We start from the raw sequence: 16922 nt of genomic DNA on the forward strand, positions 1-16922 counted from the left end.
CGCTCCGACGGGTGCGCGCCTATCGACGATTCAACGTCCACCCCGTGCTGCCCGACCCGCTGCAGCCGCTGGGACGGCTGGCCGGCAACCTGCGCTGGTTCTGGCACACGCCCAGCCAGGACCTGTTCCGCGCCGTCGACCCCGAGCTGTGGGAGCGGACCGGCCGCGACCCGCTGCGGCTGCTCGCCTCGGTCGACCCCGGCCGGCTGGAGGTGCTGGCCGAGGACCGCCGCTTCGTGCGCCAGCTGGCGCAGTGCGAGGCCGACCTGCGCGACTACCTCGGCGCCGACCTGTGGTTCCAGCAGTACGCCGCCGAGCACCCCGAGGCCCCCAGGGCGATCGGCTACTTCTCGGCCGAGTTCGGTGTCTCGGAGGTGCTGCCGCAGTACTCCGGCGGTCTGGGCATCCTCGCCGGTGACCACCTCAAGGCCGCCAGCGACCTGGGCGTGCCGATCATCGGCGTCGGCCTGCTCTACCGGCACGGCTACTTCCGCCAGTCGCTGAACGCCGAGGGCTGGCAGCAGGAGTGGTACCCGCTGCTCGACCCGAGCGCGATGCCGCTCACCGCGCTCACCGAGGACGGCGCCGCGGTCACCGTGCAGGTGCCGCTGCACGGGCGCACCCTCACCGCCCAGGTCTGGGTCGCGCAGGTGGGCCGGATCCCGCTGCTCATGCTGGACTCCGACCTCGAGGTCAACAGCGAGTACGACCGCTCGGTCACCGACCGGCTCTACGGCGGCGGCGCGGACCACCGGTTGGCGCAGGAGGTGCTGCTGGGCATCGGCGGCGTGCGGGCGCTGCGCGAGTACTGCCGGATCACGGGTCACCCCGAGCCGGAGGTCTACCACGCCAACGAGGGCCACGCCGGGTTCCTGGGCCTGGAGCGGATCCGGGAGTACATGGACGGCGGTGCCGACTTCGACACCGCGGTGGAGCTCACCCGGGCCGGCAACGTCTTCACCACCCACACCCCGGTGCCGGCCGGCATCGACCGGTTCGACGCGGCGATGGTGCACCACCAGTTCTCCGACTTCGCCCCGCTGCCGGTGGAGCGGGTGCTGGCCCTGGGTGCGGAGGACTACGAGGGCGGCGACCCGTCCCGGTTCAACATGGCGGTGATGGGCTTCCGGCTCGGCCAGCGCGCCAACGGGGTCTCGCTGCTGCACGGCGAGGTGTCGCGCGAGATGTTCAACGGGCTGTGGCCCGGGTTCGACACCACCGAGGTGCCGATCGGCTCGGTGACCAACGGCGTGCACCACCCGACCTGGGTGCACCCGGCCTGGTTGCAGCTGCTGGGCAGCCCGCCCGGGCAGGAGGAGGACCTCGACGGTTGCGACTGGGAGGGGCTGGAGCAGGTCGACGACGACCGGATCTGGTCGATCAAGCGCCGGATGCGCGCCGACCTGGTGACGATGGCGCGGGAGCGGCTGCGGCGCAGCCACGCCGACCGCGGGCTGGGCGGCGGGACGGAGTGGATCGACGACGTCCTCGACCCGAAGGTGCTCACCCTCGGCTTCGCCCGCCGGGGGGCGTCCTACAAGCGGCTGACGCTGATGCTGCGCGACCCCGAGCGGCTGATCCGGCTCCTCAACCACCCGACCACGCCGATCCAGATCGTGGTGGCGGGCAAGGCGCACCCGGCCGACGACGTGGGCAAGAGCCTCATCCAGGAGATGGTCCGCTTCGCCGACCGCGAGGACGTCCGGCACCGGCTGGTGTTCCTGCCCGACTACGACATCGCGATGGCGCGCACGCTGTACCCGGGCTGCGACGTGTGGATGAACAACCCGCTGCGCCCGTTCGAGGCCTGCGGGACCTCGGGCATGAAGGCGGCGCTCAACGGGGCGGCCAACCTGTCCATCCGCGACGGCTGGTGGGACGAGTGGTCCGACCCGCGGTGCGGCTGGGACATCCCCTCGGCGGAGTCGATCAGCGACCCCGAGCAGCGCGACGCGGTGGAGTCGCAGACGCTCTACTCGATCATCGAGCACCAGATCGTGCCGCGGTTCTACGAGACGGACGTGCACCAGGTGCCGACCGCCTGGGTGCGGCTGATCCGCGACACCATCTCCATCCTCGGGCCGAAGGTGCTCGCCTCGCGGATGGTGCGCGAGTACGTCACCGAGCTCTACGCCCCGGCCGCCGTCTCCGCCCGGGCCGGTGAGCCGGCGACGGCCACCGAGGTCGCGGCCTGGAAGCGACGGGTGCGCGAGGAGTGGCCGACGGTCAAGGTGCTGCACGTGGAGTCGCTGAGCGGGGAGAGCGTGCAGGTCGGCGGCACGATGGACGTGGTCGCCCACGTCCAGCTCGGCGGGCTGGGACCCGACGACGTCGAGGTGCAGATGGTGCTCGGCGACCTCAACGGCGACGACCAGCTCTCCGACGTCGAGAGCGAGGCCTTCACCGGCCGCACCGGGTCCGGTGACGGGGTGTGGCGCTACACCCTGCGCCGGGAGGCCCGCCGGACCGGGTCGCGCGGGTTCACCGTGCGGGTGGTGCCGAAGCACGCAGCGCTCGCGCACCCGGCCGAGATGGGTCTGGCGGCGCTGCCGGTGGAGTGAGCGCTGCCTCCCGGGACCCGGCCGCCTGCGTGCGTCAGGGTCCCGGGACCGGGCAGCCGGTCGACTCAGGTGCTCCGGTGGCCGCCTGCTCCGCCGGCCGGCGACGGACCGCCCACCCGTTCCGTCCGCCCGACCGCTCCGCGGAGACCACCGCGACCGAGCACCAGCGCGACCAGGACCCACTTCAGCCCGAGCGCCACCAGGGGCAGGGTGAGGTCGCCGTCGGCGGGCACGGGAGGTGAGACGACGAAGACGTTGGTGGCGGCGTGGAACAACGCGGCGAGCAGCACGCTGCCGTCGGTGTGGACGAACACCCAGGTGAACAGGACCGACTTCGCGGTGATGTCGAGCAGCAGCAGCCAGAGCGGCTGCTGGTAGAGCACCCGACCCTCGGTCCACAGCAGCGGCAGGTGCCACAACCCCCACACCAGCCCCAGCAGCAGACTGGCCGGCACCGGCCGGAGGCGCTCCAGCAGCCGCGGCAGGGCGAACCCGCGCCAGGCCACCTCCTCGCCGAGACCGTCGGTGAGGGTGGCGACCAGCAGGAAGGCCAGCAGCAGGGCCCAGCTCCCCTGGACCAGCAACGGGGGAGCAGTGTCCGCCCAGCGACCTCCCAGCAGCACGACGACCCCGGTCACCAGCAGCGTGAACAGCGCCGGTCCGACCAGCACGACCGCGTACCAGACCCAGCCCGCCCGCCAGCGCAGCAGCCTCCTGCCGAGGTCCCGCAGGGCGGCGCGGCCACCGCTCAGCAGCGCCGCCAGCACCGCGGCGACCGCGACGAGCCACGTCGACAGCGGGTCGAGGACGCCGACCGGGACGCCCAGCGCACGGGGCACCCACACCAGCCAGGGCAGGCCGAACGCCAGCACGAGGAAGGTCGCCAACGGGTGGCGGCGCAGCGAGGTCATCACCCCAGCCACTCCTCGACGGTGCGGGCGGTCCAGCCGGGGTCCTCCAGGTGCGGCACGTGGCCCACGTCGGTCGCCGTCCTGAGCACCCAGTCGGTCCGGGCCGCGGCCCAGCTCCTGGCCGTCGACACCGGCGCCTTGGGGTCGTCCTCACCCTGCAGCCACAGGACGGGCAGCCGGAGCGGTGCCAGCCGGCGAGCCATCGCCGCCGGGCGCACCAGCAGGCCCATCACCCCCAGGATCGCCTGCCACTGCGAGCGCTGCGCGGCGGACCAGTCGGGGCCCCGCATGCGCCGCCCGGTCTCGGCGACCGCTGCCGCAACCGCCTCCGGTGCGATCCGGGTGTGGTGGGGGGTGGCGTCCCGCAGCTGCTGGTCCACCACCTGCTCCGGGGTCAGCCGGCGCAGGCTGCGTGCCACCAGGGCGGCGACGCCCGGGATGCGCAGCGCCAGCAGGCGCAGCGCCAGGGGCAGGTCCAGCGCCCCCCGCTCGAGCCGGGGCACCGGCGGGCCGAGCAGGACCAGCCGTTCGACCAGGTCGGGCCGGCGAGCGGTGAGCAGCAGGGCGAGCACGCCGCCGAGGGAGTGACCCACCAGCACCACCGGTCGGCGGCACACCTCGGCCAGGAAGGTCTCCAGCACCCGCAGGTCGTCCTCGATCGCGTTCCCCCGCGTGCGGCTGCGGCTCGCGCCGTGGCCGACGAGGTCGACGGCGCAGACGCGGCCGAGGTGGCTGAGCAGCGGCGCCAGCGACCCCCAGTTCAGCGCCGAGCCGCCGAGGCCGTGGATGCAGACCAGGACCGGTCCGCCGGCCGGACCGGCGAAGTCCAGGTAGTGCACGGGTCCGCCGATGTCGACGGTGCGCGACGTCGCGGACGGCGGCCAGCCGCTCGACGGACGGTCGTCCTGCTCTCCGGGCCGGCGGGGGACCGCCGGGTCCCCGGTCGTGGTGTCCTCGTTCATCAGTTCCTTCCGCTCCGGCGGCCACGACCCCCCGCTCGTGGCCGACCTGGGAGAACTCTGACCGCACCGGCTTGCAGGACGCTTGCAGACCCGTCGGCGTGCCCCTCCCGAACCACACCCCAGCCGGGGCCCACCGTGCAAGACTTCGCTGTGCCAGTCGGAGGCGCCAGGGACGCGGTGGTCGGCAGTGCCGGCTCGCGTGCCCGCACGGCCCCGACCGGGCCGGACGCCGACCTCCAGCCGCTCGTCCGGCTGCTCGGACCCGTCCAGGCGCTGGTCGCGGACCGACCGGTCGCCTTCCCCTCCCCGAAGGCCCGTGCGCTCTTCGCGCGGCTGGCGCTGGAGCCCGGCCGGACCGTGTCGGTCGGCCGGCTGCTGGAGTGGTTGTGGGGCGACGACCCGCCCGAGACCGCCACCGCCACCCTGCAGGCCTACGTGTCGCGGCTGCGCCGGATCCTGGGAGAGGGTGCCGACCCGGCGGCGGCTGCCCCGGCGCGCGGGCTGCGGATCCGGCGGCAGCCGCCGGGCTACCTCCTGGAGGCCCCCGACCTGGCGGTGGACACCGAGCTCTTCAGCAGGCTCTCGGCGGCGGCCGAGGAGCAGCTGGACCCCGACCCGCGCGCCGCGGTGGCGCTGTCGGGCCGCGCCCTCCGCCTGGTCCGCGGCGAACCGTTGTCCGACGTCGTCGACCAGCTGCCGTCGACCGGAGCCGCGGAGGTCCAGCGGCTGGCCGAGCAGGTCCTCAGCACCCGTGAGCGCCACGTCGACGCCCTGCTCCGGACCGACGACGCCGAGACGGCCCTGCTGCACACGATCGACCTGCTCAGCGAGCACCCGCTGCGGGAACGCTCCCAGGCGCTGCACCTGCTGGCGCTCTACCGGTGCGGCCGCCAGGCGGAGGCGGTGACGGCCTACGAGCGCTTCCGACGGCGGCTGGGCGACACGCTGGGGATCGACCCGGGCCCCCAGCTGCGCCGCCTGCACGTGCGGCTGCTGCAGCAGGACGCCGACCTGGAGCTGAGGCCCGCGCGGACGTCGGTGCCGACGGCGACCGGCACCGGCGCGGATGCGGCCGACGGCCCGGCGGACGTCAGCATCGGCCGGGACGTCCCGCTGCGGCGCCTCGAGTCGGCGCTGGCCGCAGCCGAGGAGGGCCGCGGGTCCGTGTGGCTGGTGACCGGGGAGGCCGGGATCGGCAAGACGACGCTGTGCCAGGACGTGGCAGCCCGGGCCCGGCGGAGGGGTCTGGCGACGGTGTGGGGCCGGGGCCAGGGCCCGGCCGGCACGCACCCCTACTGGCTGTGGACGCCGGTGCTGCGGGCGCTGCCGGAGCTGTCCGGTCACCGCGACGCGGACCTCGTCGCCGGCACCGCGCCCGAGGCCGCGGCGGTGCCGGCGGCGTCGCTGCCGGGCCACCGGGCCGCCCGGCACCAGCACCTCGCCGAGCTCCTCGCCGACCAGGCGCGCCGGCAGCGGCTGCTGGTCGTCCTGGAGGACCTGCAGGAGGCGGATCCCCTGTCGTTGGAGCTGCTCGGCGCGGTCGCCGAGGTGGCCGCCGGCTCGTCCCTGGTGCTCGTGTGCACCCTGCGCTCGCCCGGTCCGCCCGCCACGACGGCGCTGACCCGGCTGCTGGCGCGGCTGGCCGGCGAGGACTCCCACCAGATCCGGCTGACCGGTCTGCCGCCCGAGCAGGCCAGGCTGCTGCTGAGCCGGCGGCTGCGGCGGCCCCTGGACGGCGACCGAGTGGATGCGGTGGCCGCGAGGGCTGACGGGAACCCCTTCTTCCTGGTCGAGCTGGCCCGTCTGCTCGACGAGCGCCCGGCCACCGCCTCCACCGACCCCGCGGCGGGCGTCCCGACCACGGTGGTGGCGGTGCTGCGAGATCGGCTCGCCGCCCTGAGCCCCCTCACCCGACGCCTTCTCGAGGTCTCCGCGGTGGTGGGACGGGAGGCCCAGCTCACCCTGCTCGAGCAGGTCAGCGGCCTGCCCACCACCGAGCTGGACGCGGCCCTGGCCGAGGCCGTGGAGACCGGGTTCGTGACCGAGCAGCTGCTCCCCACGCCGCGGGTCTGCTTCACCCACGCCCTCGTCCACGAGGCCCTCTACGAGCAGCTGCGACCGGTGGCGCGCGCCCGGCTGCACGCGGCCGTCGGGGTCGAGCTGGCGACCGGTCGCCACCACACCGGCGTCGACGAGCTCGCCCGCCACCTGCTGCTCGGTGCGGAGGTCGCCGGGCCGGCGGCCGCGCTCCCGGCGCTGCTGCAGGCCTCGCGGCGGGCCGCCGCGCAGACGGCCCTGGAGCACGCGGAGCGGTTGCTGCGGCAGGCGTTGGCGCTGACCACCCGGTTGCCGGCCGGCGTCGAGCGCGACCGCTGGGAGCTCGCCGTGCAGTCCCGGCTCGGCTCCACCGTGGCCGTGCGGGAGGGGTGGGGCAGTGCGGAGGCCAACCGTGCCCTCTCCCGGGCCCAGCACCTGGCGCTGCGCACCGAGCCGGACGAGGAGATGGTCGCCGCCCTCTACCACCGGTTGTCCTGGCTGACCGTGACCGGCGACCTCGACGGCGCCGCCGCCCTGGGCGAGGTCCTGCTGGAACGCTCGACGGCTCCGGGGCCGGCGGGGCAGTGGTTCGAGCTGCTGGGTCGGATGTCACGGGGAGCCGTGGGCTGGCTCCGCGGTGACGACGACGAGGCCGTCGCGGAGCTGGTCCGCGCCGACGAGCTGGCGGCCCGGCAGGGTCGCGACCTCGCCGAGGCCTTCCGCGAGCACCCACGGACGTCCGTGCTCGCTCTGCTCTCCTCGGCTCTCGCCGGCGCGGGTCGGAGCGCGGAGGCGGAGGACGTCTCGCAGCGCAGCCTCGTGCTGGCGCGCCAGTCGGCTCCGGCAGAAGCGGGCGGGGCGGTGATGTTCGCCGCCCTGCTCGCGGCCGGGCGCGAGGACCGCGAGGTCGCGAGTCGCCTCGCCGACGAGCTGGCCGAGCTGGCCCGGGCCAGCGGGCTCGACCTGCACGCGCACACGGCCGACGTGGTCCGCTCCTGGGCCACGGCGACGTCCCCGAGCAGCACGGCCTCGCAGATCCGGACCGCGCTGGGGACGCTGCGGGCGGCCGTCGAGGGCTACCGGGCCACCGGCGCCCGGATGACCACCCCGATCCTGCTCACCCTGCTCGCCGAGGCGGAGCTGGCCAGGGGTCATCGCGACGGGGCTGACGAGGCGTTCCGTGCGGCCGCCCGGGCGGCGGAGCGGGGGGTCAGCCGGCTCTGGTCGGAGCGGCTGCGCCGGCTGGTGCACCTTCTGCCCCCACCGGGCTGACCCTGTCGCGCCCGCCCCCGGGGTCCATCGGGGCCCGCCGGTCGCGACGAGGACGGTTGACACCGGGGCGGCGGTGGTATTCGGTGCACCCATCTGGTCCGCCGAACAACGGAGTTCGTCATGCCTGGTCCTGCCCCGCGTCCCCGTCCCGTCCTGGGGCGCCGTTCCTTCCTCGCCGCCGGTGGTGCCGCCGGGCTGGGCGCGCTCGGCGCCGGTGCGGCGCTGCCCGCCGGAGCCCAGCCGGGTGCCGCGCTGGTGGCCGACGGGACGAGGTTCCTGCAGACGATGACGTCGGCCTACCCCGGGCTGGCCGACCTGCCGAGGCTGCCGCAGAGCTACGCCGACGAGTCCGGGCTGTTCTCCACCGCCTTCGTCTACGACTGCGCGCTCACCGTCTGCGCCTTGCTGGCGGTCGGCGACCGGGCCACCGCGCGGGTGGTGGGCGACGGTCTGCTGTTCGCCCAGCAGCACGACCCCCAGCACGACGACGGCCGGCTGCGCCAGGCCTACAACGTCGGCCCCTACGTGTTCTACGACGGCGTCCCGCAGCCGTACGGCCTGGTGCGGCCCGACCAGACGGCCAACATCGGGTCCCAGTTCGGCTTCCTCGGCACCGCCGTGGGCGACATGGCCTGGCCCGGGATCGGGCTGCTGCACCTGCACCGCAGCACCGGCGACGGCCGCTACCTCGACGGCGCCCGCCGGATCGGGGAGTGGATCCTCGGCCGCGCGGTCAACCCCGGTGCGCTCGGCGGCTTCCGGTTCGGCGTGGACGCCGCCGACCAGCCGGTGCCCAACGTGTCGACCGAGCACAACATCGACTGCGTCGCCTTCTTCCGCGCGCTCGGCGCCGCCGACCCGGCCGGACGTGCGCGCTGGACCGAAGCCGGACGGCGGGCACGGGCCCTCGTGGAGATCATGTGGGAGCCGGCCGGCGGCTACTTCTACACCGGCTCCGACGACGGCAGCACGATCAACCGCGACCCGCTGCCGCTGGACCCGCAGACCTGGAGCTGGCTGGCCCTGCGCGACCCCGCCTACGCCGCCTCCCTCGACTGGGCGCGCGAGTCGCTCGGCACCACCGACACCCCGGACTCGCCGAACTCCCAGCTGCCGACCGGTGTCTCCATCCGCGGCGTCACCTTCTCCGACGCCAGCCTCAGCTCGACCGCCGTCTACAACGGGGTTCCGGTCGACCCGGACGCGGTCTGGCTGGAGGGCACGGCGCAGCTGGTCACCGCCCTGGGCGACCGCCGCGCACCCCGGGACGCCGCGGTGGCGGTCGGGCTGGTCCGCGAGATCCGGCGGGCGCAGGCCCGTCTGGGTGCGGGGCAGCACGCCGGTGGGCAGCTGATCCGCCACCGCGGGGTGGTGTCGGCCAGCAGCGCGCTCGACACCGGCTTCGGCTTCGGCTACTTCGCCTACCAGCACACCGGGGCCACCGCGTGGGCGGTGATGGGGGAGCGGGCGGTCAACCCGATGCAGGTCGACGGACTGCGCTGAGTGGTGCTCGGGCTGGTCAGCGGGGCCGGGTCAGCTCGCCCCGGATCCAGGCCAGCAGCGCCAGCCCGGTCTCGACCCGTCGGACCGGCTCGGTCATGAACAGGTCGTCGAAGCGGTGCTCGACGTCGGCCGGGCCGCGCAGGTCCCGCAGGTGCGGACGGACCGAGGCGTTGGGTGGCAGCGGCAGGTCGTTGGCTGCCCACAGCGCCTCGATGAGCTGCCACGACGCGGTCGCCAGCGCGTACGTCGCCCGGGGCAGGTCGCCGGCAGCGCAAGCGGTGCGGATCTTCTCCTCCGGGTGCGACAGCGCCTCGGCCAGCTCGTCGCGGCGCTCTGGCGGCGTCCGGTACGTCTCGCGGAGCCGCTCGGCCTCGGCGCGGAGCCGGGCGAGGGCGCCGTCGGGGTCGTGCAGGGCGATCCCGTCGACGTAGGCGTAGACGTGCATCGGGTCGGCGAGCAGCGTCTCGTGCGCCGTGCGTGCGGTCGTGACGCCACGCTCGACCAGGACGCCGGACCGCTCGGATCTGGTGAATGCCGGCGCGACGTCGGTGCGGACGAGGACGCGGAGGTCGAGGTCGGTCCCGGGGAGGGCGTCGCGCCGGGCGACGGAGCCGGTCAGCAGCAGGGCGAGCACCTCGGCGTCGCGTCTGGCCTCCTCGAGCTCGGCCACCAGCACGTCGGCGTAGGCGGGAGACAGGTGCTCGCGGGCCCAGGCGATCGTCGGGTCGGGTCCGGTCGGTGCTGCGGTCACGGTTCCACCCCCTCCAGACCCGGCCGAGCGTAGCGGTGCCGGGCGACCCGGGCCCGGGCGATCGACGGGTATCCCGGTGGACGCGCATCAGGGCACGACCTAGCGTGCGGGTCGTGACGACCGAGCTGCGACCGCTGGTGGCAGCCGACGCAGCTGAGCACTGCCGGGGCGAGGACGAGCTGACGGTGCGCTGGCTCACCGGCGGCCACGGCGACCTCGCCCGGACGGTGGCCCACTTCGAGCGGCTGGCCCGCAACGCCGCGGCTGGTACGGGCAAGCGCGGGTTCGGGGTGTGGCGCTCGGGGCGGCTGTGCGGCTACATCGACTTCGACCCCGATGTCGAGGTGCTGGAGCCGGGGGAGGTCAACCTCGCCTACGCGGTGCACCCGTGGGCCCGCGGGCAGGGGGTCGCGGTCGAGGCCGTCCGCCTCGTGTGCGAGGTGCTGCAGACCGAGCGGGTGGGTCGCCGGGCGGCGATCCGGGTCGAGCCGGAGAACACCGCCTCGGTGCGGGTGGCGGAGAAGGCCGGATTCACCCACGCCCGGACCCTCGTCTCCCCGACGGAGGTGCGCTCCGACGGCTCGCCGGTCACCCACCGGGTCTACCTCCTCGACCTCTGGCCGGCGTCCGACGTCCCCGCCGCCCAGCCGGGTCAGCGCCCGTGAGCGGCGTCGGCGTGGGCGACGTGCCGGCGGTCGTCCGGGCCCGCGCCGGAGCGGGCGGTGACCCGGGGTGGGCCGACCGGCTGCCTCGCCTGCTGGCCGACCTCGCACGGGCCTGGTCGCTGACGGTGACCGGCGTGCTCGCGGGCGGGACGGCCTCCGTGGTGGTGCGGGCGGTCGCCGCCGACGGACGTCCGGTGGTGGTCAAGGTGGCCGTACCCGGGACGGGCTCGGCCCGGCAGGTGCAGACCCTCCTCAGCGCCGCGGGGAACGGCTACGTGCAGGTGCTCGCGTACGCGCCCGAATACGAGGCCGTCCTGCTCGAGGCCCTCGGGACGTCCCTCGAGGTCAGCGGTTGGCCGCCGGGCGACCAGCTGGTGCGGCTGGCCCGGCTGCTGCGGCGGGCCTGGCAGGTCACCCCGTCGGCGGCCGCGGGTCCGCCGGAGGACAAGGCGGCGGGTCTGGCCGCGCTCGTCAGCCGGCTCTGGCACGACCTGGCCCGTCCGTGCCCCGAGCCCGTGGTGGTGGAGGCGCTGGCCTGCGCGGCCCGCCGGGCGGCCGACTTCGACCCGTCCGCCTGCGTCGTGGTGCACGGCGACGCCGCGGCTGCGAACGCCGCGCGGGTGCTCGCCCCGCGTCCCGGCACCGAGGACGGCTTCGTCCTGCTCGACCCCGACGGCTTCGTCGGCGACCCGACCTACGACCTCGGGGTCGCCGTGCGCGACTGGTGCCCGCAGCTGCTGGCCAGCCGGTTCCCGGCGGACCTGCTCGCCGGGTGGTGCGAGACGGTGGCGGGCGAGGCGGACGCCGATCCCGCCGTGGTCTGGGACTGGGGCTTCCTCGAGCGGGTCTCGACCGGCCTGTTCCTCTGGTCGCTGGACGGGCGGGAGCAGGCCCGTCCCTTCCTCGAGACCGCCGAGGTGCTGCTCGCCGCCGGCTCGCGCTGGTGACCCAGCTGCTGACCCGAGGGTCGTTTCCCGACAAGGCCCGAGCCCAGTCCCCCGGGATGGGGACTGGGCTCGGAGGGTGCGTCTGGCTGCCTCAGCAGTTGACCGCGGCGTAGGAGGTGTAGGAGCGGTCGAAGCTGCCGATGGAGTTCGGGTTGATCCAGGTGCGCGACTCCAGGTCGCAGCCCTGGTAGTAGATCCGCTCCATCTCGCCCGGCCCGTGGGCGTCGTAGGACAGCTGGCAGGCCACGGCCACCGGGCCGAGGAGGCCGCACATGGTGACCACGTTGCCCGCGACGTCCAGCGCCTCGCCGATCTCGGCGTTGGTGGCGGTGTGGGTGATGTCGGGCGTGCCGGTGGCGTAGGGCGGTGCGGCCGCACTGGCGGTGGCCGCGGTGAACACCGATGCGGCGCCCAGCACACCCGCTGCTGCGATGGTTGCTGCTGCTCGTTTCGTGTTGTTCATGAATCCGACGTTATCAACCCGTGATCTACCCCGTGAAAGGGGGGCGGGATAGCGACGACGGATTTCTCGAATGGTGACCGACAATTGACGCCGAGCATTCTTCCGTGATCTCCTGCGCCACCGCCGTGCCGGCGGGGTGTGCAGGCTCAGCGCGGCAGGTCGGTGCTCTGCAGCACCGCGACCGTCGGCGCGGCCAGGCGGAGCCGGCCGCCGACCAGGACGCTGTCGCCGCCGGCGTCGAGCAGCAGGCGCCAGCCGGTGCCCAGCAGACCGCCGGGTAGCGGGACGTCGACGGTCTGCCCACCGCAGTGGCACCAGACCAGCAGCGCCTCCTCGGCGTCGGAGAGGTACATGCCGAGCAGCTGGCGGTGCGGGTCGTGCCAGTGCTGCTCGGTCATCGTCTCCACCCCACCGGGTGCGGACGGCGCGGCGGCCCCGGTCAGCCAGGCGAGGTCGAGCCGGCCCAGGTCGGCGCCGGTGGCGTCGCGCACGGGACGGCCGACCGGGTGCAGCGGCGGGCGCAGCAACGGGTGCTCCCGGCGCAGCCGCAGCAGCTCCCGGGTCAGGGCGTGCAGGTCGCTCCACGGCTTGGACCAGTCGGTCCAGGAGATCTCGTTGTCCTGGCAGTAGGCGTTGTTGTTGCCCTGCTGGGTGCGCCCCAGCTCGTCGCCGGCGGTGATCATCGGCGTGCCGGCCGATACGAGCAGGGTGGCCATCAGCGCACGCGCGTGGCGGCGGCGGGCCGCGACCACGCCGGCGTCGTCGGTCTCGCCCTCGACGCCGTGGTTGACCGAGCGGTTGGCGTCGCTGCCGTCGCGTCCGTGCTCGCCGTTGGCCCGGTTGTGCTTGTGGTGGTAGCTGACCAGGTCGCGCAGCGTGAAGCCGTCGTGGGCGGTGACGAAGTTGACGGTGCTGGACGTCCCGCGTGAGGTCGGGTCGAACAGGTCGGTCGAGCCGGCCAGCCGGGTGGCCAGCCGGCGCACGTCACCGGCGCCACGCCAGTAGTCGCGGACGTCGTCGCGGAAGCGGTCGTTCCACTCCAGCCAGGGACGTCCGAAGCGGCCGACCTGGTAGCCGTCGACGCCGACGTCCCAGGGCTCGCTGATCAGCCGGACGCCGGACAGCACCGGGTCGGTGCGGACCTGCGCGAGGAAGGCGTGGTGCAGGTCGACCGCGTGCCGGTCGTCGCGCAGCAGCGTGGGCGCCAGGTCGAAGCGGAAGCCGTCCACGCCGAGCTCGGTGACCCAGTGGCGCAGCGAGGCGAGGACGAAGTCGAGCACCACCGGGTGCGAGGTGTCGACGGAGTTGCCGCAGCCGGTGACGTCGACCTGGTGGCCCGCGGCGTCCAGGCGGTACCACTCGGGGCCCAGCCCGCGGAACGACAGCGTCGGCCCGTCCCGGTCGCCCTCTCCGGTGTGGTTGTAGACCACGTCGAGGACGACCTCCAGCCCGGCGTCGTGCAGGGTCGAGACCAGCTCGGCGAACTCGGCCACCTGCCCGCCGCGATCGCCGCTGGAGGAGTAGCCGGCGTGCGGCGCGAAGAAGCCGACCGTGTTGTAGCCCCAGTAGTTGGTCAGCCCCTTGGCCACCAGGTGGGGCTCGGTGACGAAGTGCTGCACCGGCAGCAGCTCGACGGTGGTGACGCCGAGGTCGCGCAGGTGCTGGACCACCGCCGGGGAGGCGAAGCCGGCGTAGCTGCCGCGCAGCCGTTCGGGGACATCGGGGTGCAGGCGCGTCGTCCCGGCCAGGTGCGCCTCGTAGACCACGGGGTCGGTGGGACGCGGCCCGGCCAGCGGGCGCGGCCGTGGCACCTCCCCGACGACCACCGACAGCGGCACCGCACCCAGCGAGTCGGCGTCGTCGATCCGCCCGGGCTGGCCGGGCAGGTGGTCGCGGACGGCGCCGTCGAGGTCGAGCGAGCCGCTGACCGCGCGGGCCCACGGGTCGAGCAGCAGCTTCGCCGGGTTGAACCGCAGTCCGCGGGCGGGTTCCCACGGTCCCGCGGCCCGGTAGCCGTAGCGCTGACCCGGCCCGACGCCGGGAACCTCGAGCTGCCAGGTGCCGTCGTCGGCGGGGACGGTGTCCAGCCGCCGCTCGCCACCGTCCTCGGCCACCAGGCAGAGCTGCACCGCGCTCGCCCCGGGTGCCCAGAGCGCGAAGCGGGTCCCGGTGGCGGTCGGCCGCGCGCCCAGCGACGTCTGGTCGGGTCGGGTCGTGCTCACCCGGGTCACGCTAGCCGAGGTGGCGGCCGGACCGGTGCGCGTCGTTACAGTGACGGCCATGACCGAGCAGGAGGTGCCGGAGGCCCCGCGGGGCGGCCGGGAGCGCCCACGACGGACGGCCACCGCCGAGCAGGTGGAGGCGGCGTGGTCGGACACCAAGCTGGCCCAGGAGCTCTACCACGACTGGGAGGCGGGCAGCTACGACGACAAGTGGTCGATCTCGTTCGACCAGCGCTGCGTCGACTACGCCCGCGACCGGTTCGAGGCCGTCGGCGGACGTCCGGCCCAGCCGTACGGGCGCAGCCTCGAGATCGGTGCCGGCACGGGCTTCTTCACCCTCAACCTCATGCTGGCCGGGCTGGTCGAGAGCGGTGTGGTCACCGACATCTCCGAGGGCATGGTCGAGGTCGCGCTCGACCACGCCGCCCAGCTCGGGCTGGACGTCACCGGCCGGGTGGCCGACGCCGAGCGGCTGCCCTTCGACGACGCCAGCTTCGACCTGGTGGTCGGCCACGCGGTCATCCACCACCTGCCCGACCTGCGGACCGCCTTCGCCGAGATGCACCGGGTGCTCAAGCCGGGTGGGCGGCTGGTGGTCTGCGGCGAGCCGACGAAGGTCGGGCACACCATCGCCCGCCGGCTCTCCACCCTCACCTGGCACACCACCCGCGCGGTGACCAGCCGTGTCCCGGCGCTGTCGGGCTGGGCGCGCCCGGAGCAGGAGCTGGACGAGTCGAGCCGCGCCGCCGCGCTGGAGGCGGTGGTCGACCTGCACACCTTCGACCCCGACGAGCTGGCCGCGCTGGTGCGCGAGTCGGGCCTGGCCGGGGTGCGCACCCACGGCGACGAGCTGCTCGCCTCGTGGTGGGGCTGGCCGGTGCGCACCTTCGAGGCGGCGGTGCCGGAGGAGCGGCTCGGATGGGGCTGGCGCTCCTTCGCCTACCGCACCTGGCGGGCGCTGGACCGGGTCGACCGCCGGCTGGCCCGGGTGGTGCCCCAGGCGGTGTTCTACAACGTGTCGGTGACCGGGTTCCGGCCACGGTGAGCGAGGCGGCGGCCACCGACGGCGCACCGGTTCGGCGCACGGGCGCCTGGTCGACGCTGCGCTGGCTGGTCCGCCGGCGCTGGCTGCGTCCGGTCTACCTGCGCTCCTGGGTGCGCTACCGGCTGGCCCGGCTGCGCCACCCCGACGTCGAGTTCGAGGGTTTCGTCTTCCTCGGCCGCGGCGTCCGCCTCGAGGTCGCCCGCGGCGTCGGCCGGCTCCGGATCGGGGCCTGGACCCACCTGGCCGACGGGGTCACCCTGCGCGCCCACGAGGGCACCGTGACGATCGGGCCCAAGTGCGTGCTGGGCGCGGGACTCACCGTCAACGCCCACCTCGACGTCTCCATCGGCGAGGCCACGATCATCGGCGACCGGGTCTACGTCTGCGACTTCGACCACGACTTCACCGACCCGCGGGTGCGGATCAAGGACCAGGGCCTGGTGCGCTCGCCGGTCTCGATCGGCCCGGACTGCTGGCTGGGCACGGGCGTCACCGTGGTGCGCGGGACCGAGCTGGGGCAGGGCTGCGTGGTGGCCGCGCACGCGGTGGCCCGCGGGGTCTACCCGCCGGGTTCGGTGGTGGCCGGCGTCCCGGGCCGGGTGGTGGCCGACCGGGCGCAGCGGTGGCGGGAGCAGGCCGATGTCCGGGCCTATGTCGACGGCCTGGGCGAACAGGCCCTGGAGCGGGTGCGGCGGCTGGTGGCGGGCTTGCCACCGGCTGGTTACCCCTGAGTAACATGACGCCCGGCGGCAGCTGCCCGGCCAGGCCGGGCGACCTCACGGAGGAGGAGAGCGATGCGGATCGTGACGCTGGTGAAGTACGTGCCGGACGCGACCGGTGAGCGGGGCTTCAGCGAGGACGGGACGGTCGACCGCGAGGGCACCGACGGCCGGCTGTCGGAGCTGGACGAGTACGCCGTCGAGCAGTCGCTGCGGCTGGCCGAGGCCTCCGACGACGAGGTCGAGGTGGTGGCCCTGACGATGGGCCCCGACGACGCCGCCGACGCGATCAAGAAGGCCCTGCAGATCGGCGCCAGCTCCGGCGTCCACGTCTGCGACGACGACATCGCCGGCTCCGACGCGCTGGGCACCAGCCTGGTCCTCGCGGCCGCGATCCGGAAGCTCGAGCCCGACCTGGTCATCACCGGGATGGCCTCCACCGACGGCGTGATGGGGGTGCTGCCGGCGATGCTGTCCGAACGGCTCGGCTGGCCCGGGCTGACCCTGGCGCACACCGTGGAGCTCGACGGGCGCACGCTCACCGTCGTCCGCGACGGCGACACCGCCAGCCAGCGGGTGCAGGCTGAGCTGCCGGCGGTGCTCAGCGTCACCGACCAGTCCGGCGAGCCGCGCTACCCGGGTCTGAAGAACGTGATGGCGGCCAAGAAGAAGAAGGTCGAGGAGTGGGACCTCGACGACCTCGGGCTGGAGGCCGACGCGGTCGGCGCGGCGGCCGCGCTGACCACCGTGCGCGAGACCGCGCCGCGTCCGCCGCGGCAGGCCGGCCGGGTCGTCACCGACAGCGACGGCTCCGGCGCCGCCGCGCTGACCGAGTTCCTGACCGCCGGCAAGTACGTCTGAGGA

General features: G+C 74.8%; 13 protein-coding genes. 8 read left to right on the top strand and 5 right to left on the bottom strand.

Annotation, left to right across the window (positions count from 1 at the left end; translation table 11 throughout):
• Window positions 1–11 precede the first annotated feature (11 nt).
• Window positions 12–2561, top strand: a complete 2550-nt coding sequence (gene glgP, locus DT076_RS00940; RefSeq protein WP_114124776.1) for an alpha-glucan family phosphorylase — start codon at window positions 12–14, stop codon at window positions 2559–2561.
• Window positions 2562–2626: 65 nt separating this feature from the next.
• Here glgP and DT076_RS00945 read toward each other — a convergent pair whose 3' ends face one another.
• A complete protein-coding gene (locus DT076_RS00945; RefSeq protein WP_158548007.1) occupies window positions 2627–3484 on the bottom strand; it encodes a CPBP family intramembrane glutamic endopeptidase in 858 nt (285 codons plus the stop codon).
• Window positions 3472–4434, bottom strand: a complete 963-nt coding sequence (locus DT076_RS00950) for an alpha/beta fold hydrolase (RefSeq protein ID WP_114125183.1) — start codon at window positions 4432–4434, stop codon at window positions 3472–3474. The genes DT076_RS00945 and DT076_RS00950 overlap by 13 nt, the downstream gene beginning before the upstream one ends.
• 150 nt (window positions 4435–4584) lie before the next feature.
• Between DT076_RS00950 and DT076_RS00955 the strand changes: the two genes are divergently transcribed.
• Window positions 4585–7743, top strand: a complete 3159-nt coding sequence (locus DT076_RS00955) for a BTAD domain-containing putative transcriptional regulator (RefSeq protein WP_158548008.1) — start codon at window positions 4585–4587, stop codon at window positions 7741–7743.
• A gap of 120 nt (window positions 7744–7863) precedes the next feature.
• Window positions 7864–9246 carry a Tat pathway signal sequence domain protein gene (locus DT076_RS00960; protein ID WP_114124779.1) on the top strand — a complete coding sequence of 461 codons (1383 nt, stop codon included), beginning with the start codon at window positions 7864–7866 and terminating at the stop codon, window positions 9244–9246.
• A gap of 16 nt (window positions 9247–9262) precedes the next feature.
• Here the strand turns inward: DT076_RS00960 and DT076_RS00965 are convergent, their stop codons facing one another.
• Window positions 9263–9997: a hypothetical protein gene (locus tag DT076_RS00965; RefSeq protein WP_147264022.1), complete on the bottom strand. Its 735-nt coding sequence runs from the start codon at window positions 9995–9997 to the stop codon at window positions 9263–9265.
• A 113-nt stretch (window positions 9998–10110) separates the two neighbouring features.
• Between DT076_RS00965 and DT076_RS00970 the strand changes: the two genes are divergently transcribed.
• Window positions 10111–10662: a GNAT family N-acetyltransferase gene (locus DT076_RS00970; protein WP_158548009.1), complete on the top strand. Its 552-nt coding sequence runs from the start codon at window positions 10111–10113 to the stop codon at window positions 10660–10662.
• Complete coding sequence (locus DT076_RS00975) at window positions 10659–11609, top strand: aminoglycoside phosphotransferase family protein (RefSeq protein WP_114124782.1); 951 nt, start codon at window positions 10659–10661, stop codon at window positions 11607–11609. The genes DT076_RS00970 and DT076_RS00975 overlap by 4 nt, the downstream gene beginning before the upstream one ends.
• A 91-nt stretch (window positions 11610–11700) precedes the next feature.
• On the opposite strand, the gene DT076_RS00980 is transcribed toward DT076_RS00975, so the two are convergent.
• Window positions 11701–12072 (bottom strand): hypothetical protein, encoded by a 372-nt coding sequence (locus DT076_RS00980; RefSeq protein WP_147264023.1) that lies wholly within the window; start codon window positions 12070–12072, stop codon window positions 11701–11703.
• Between the two features lie 146 nt (window positions 12073–12218).
• The gene (gene glgX, locus DT076_RS00985) at window positions 12219–14303 is read right to left on the bottom strand and encodes a glycogen debranching protein GlgX (protein WP_407642695.1); all 2085 of its coding nucleotides are present in this window, start codon (window positions 14301–14303) and stop codon (window positions 12219–12221) included.
• 49 nt (window positions 14304–14352) lie between these two features.
• Between glgX and DT076_RS00990 the strand changes: the two genes are divergently transcribed.
• From DT076_RS00990 to DT076_RS01000, 3 genes are all read left to right on the top strand, one after another.
• On the top strand, window positions 14353–15339 hold the full coding sequence (locus DT076_RS00990) for a class I SAM-dependent methyltransferase (RefSeq protein ID WP_114124784.1): 987 nt from the start codon (window positions 14353–14355) through the stop codon (window positions 15337–15339).
• On the top strand, window positions 15336–16070 hold the full coding sequence (locus DT076_RS00995) for an acyltransferase (protein ID WP_158548010.1): 735 nt from the start codon (window positions 15336–15338) through the stop codon (window positions 16068–16070). Before DT076_RS00990 ends, DT076_RS00995 begins: the two co-directional genes overlap by 4 nt.
• Window positions 16071–16133: 63 nt before the next feature.
• Window positions 16134–16919: an electron transfer flavoprotein subunit beta/FixA family protein gene (locus DT076_RS01000; protein WP_198671679.1), complete on the top strand. Its 786-nt coding sequence runs from the start codon at window positions 16134–16136 to the stop codon at window positions 16917–16919.
• Window positions 16920–16922 lie beyond the last annotated feature (3 nt).

Origin of the sequence: Desertihabitans brevis (assembly GCF_003327535.1) — a bacterium.
In the GTDB taxonomy this organism is placed as follows: Bacteria; Actinomycetota; Actinomycetes; order Propionibacteriales; family Propionibacteriaceae; genus Desertihabitans; species Desertihabitans brevis.

Excerpts from the sequence above, each read along its gene's own strand:
- DT076_RS00950 (WP_114125183.1), bottom strand. The coding sequence starts at position 4,434 with ATGAACGAGGACACCACGACCGGGGACCCGGCGGTCCCCCGCCGGCCC.
- DT076_RS00960 (WP_114124779.1), top strand. The coding sequence starts at position 7,864 with ATGCCTGGTCCTGCCCCGCGTCCCCGTCCCGTCCTGGGGCGCCGTTCC.
- DT076_RS00980 (WP_147264023.1), bottom strand. The coding sequence starts at position 12,072 with ATGAACAACACGAAACGAGCAGCAGCAACCATCGCAGCAGCGGGTGTG.
- DT076_RS00990 (WP_114124784.1), top strand. The coding sequence starts at position 14,353 with ATGACCGAGCAGGAGGTGCCGGAGGCCCCGCGGGGCGGCCGGGAGCGC.
- DT076_RS01000 (WP_198671679.1), top strand. The coding sequence starts at position 16,134 with ATGCGGATCGTGACGCTGGTGAAGTACGTGCCGGACGCGACCGGTGAG.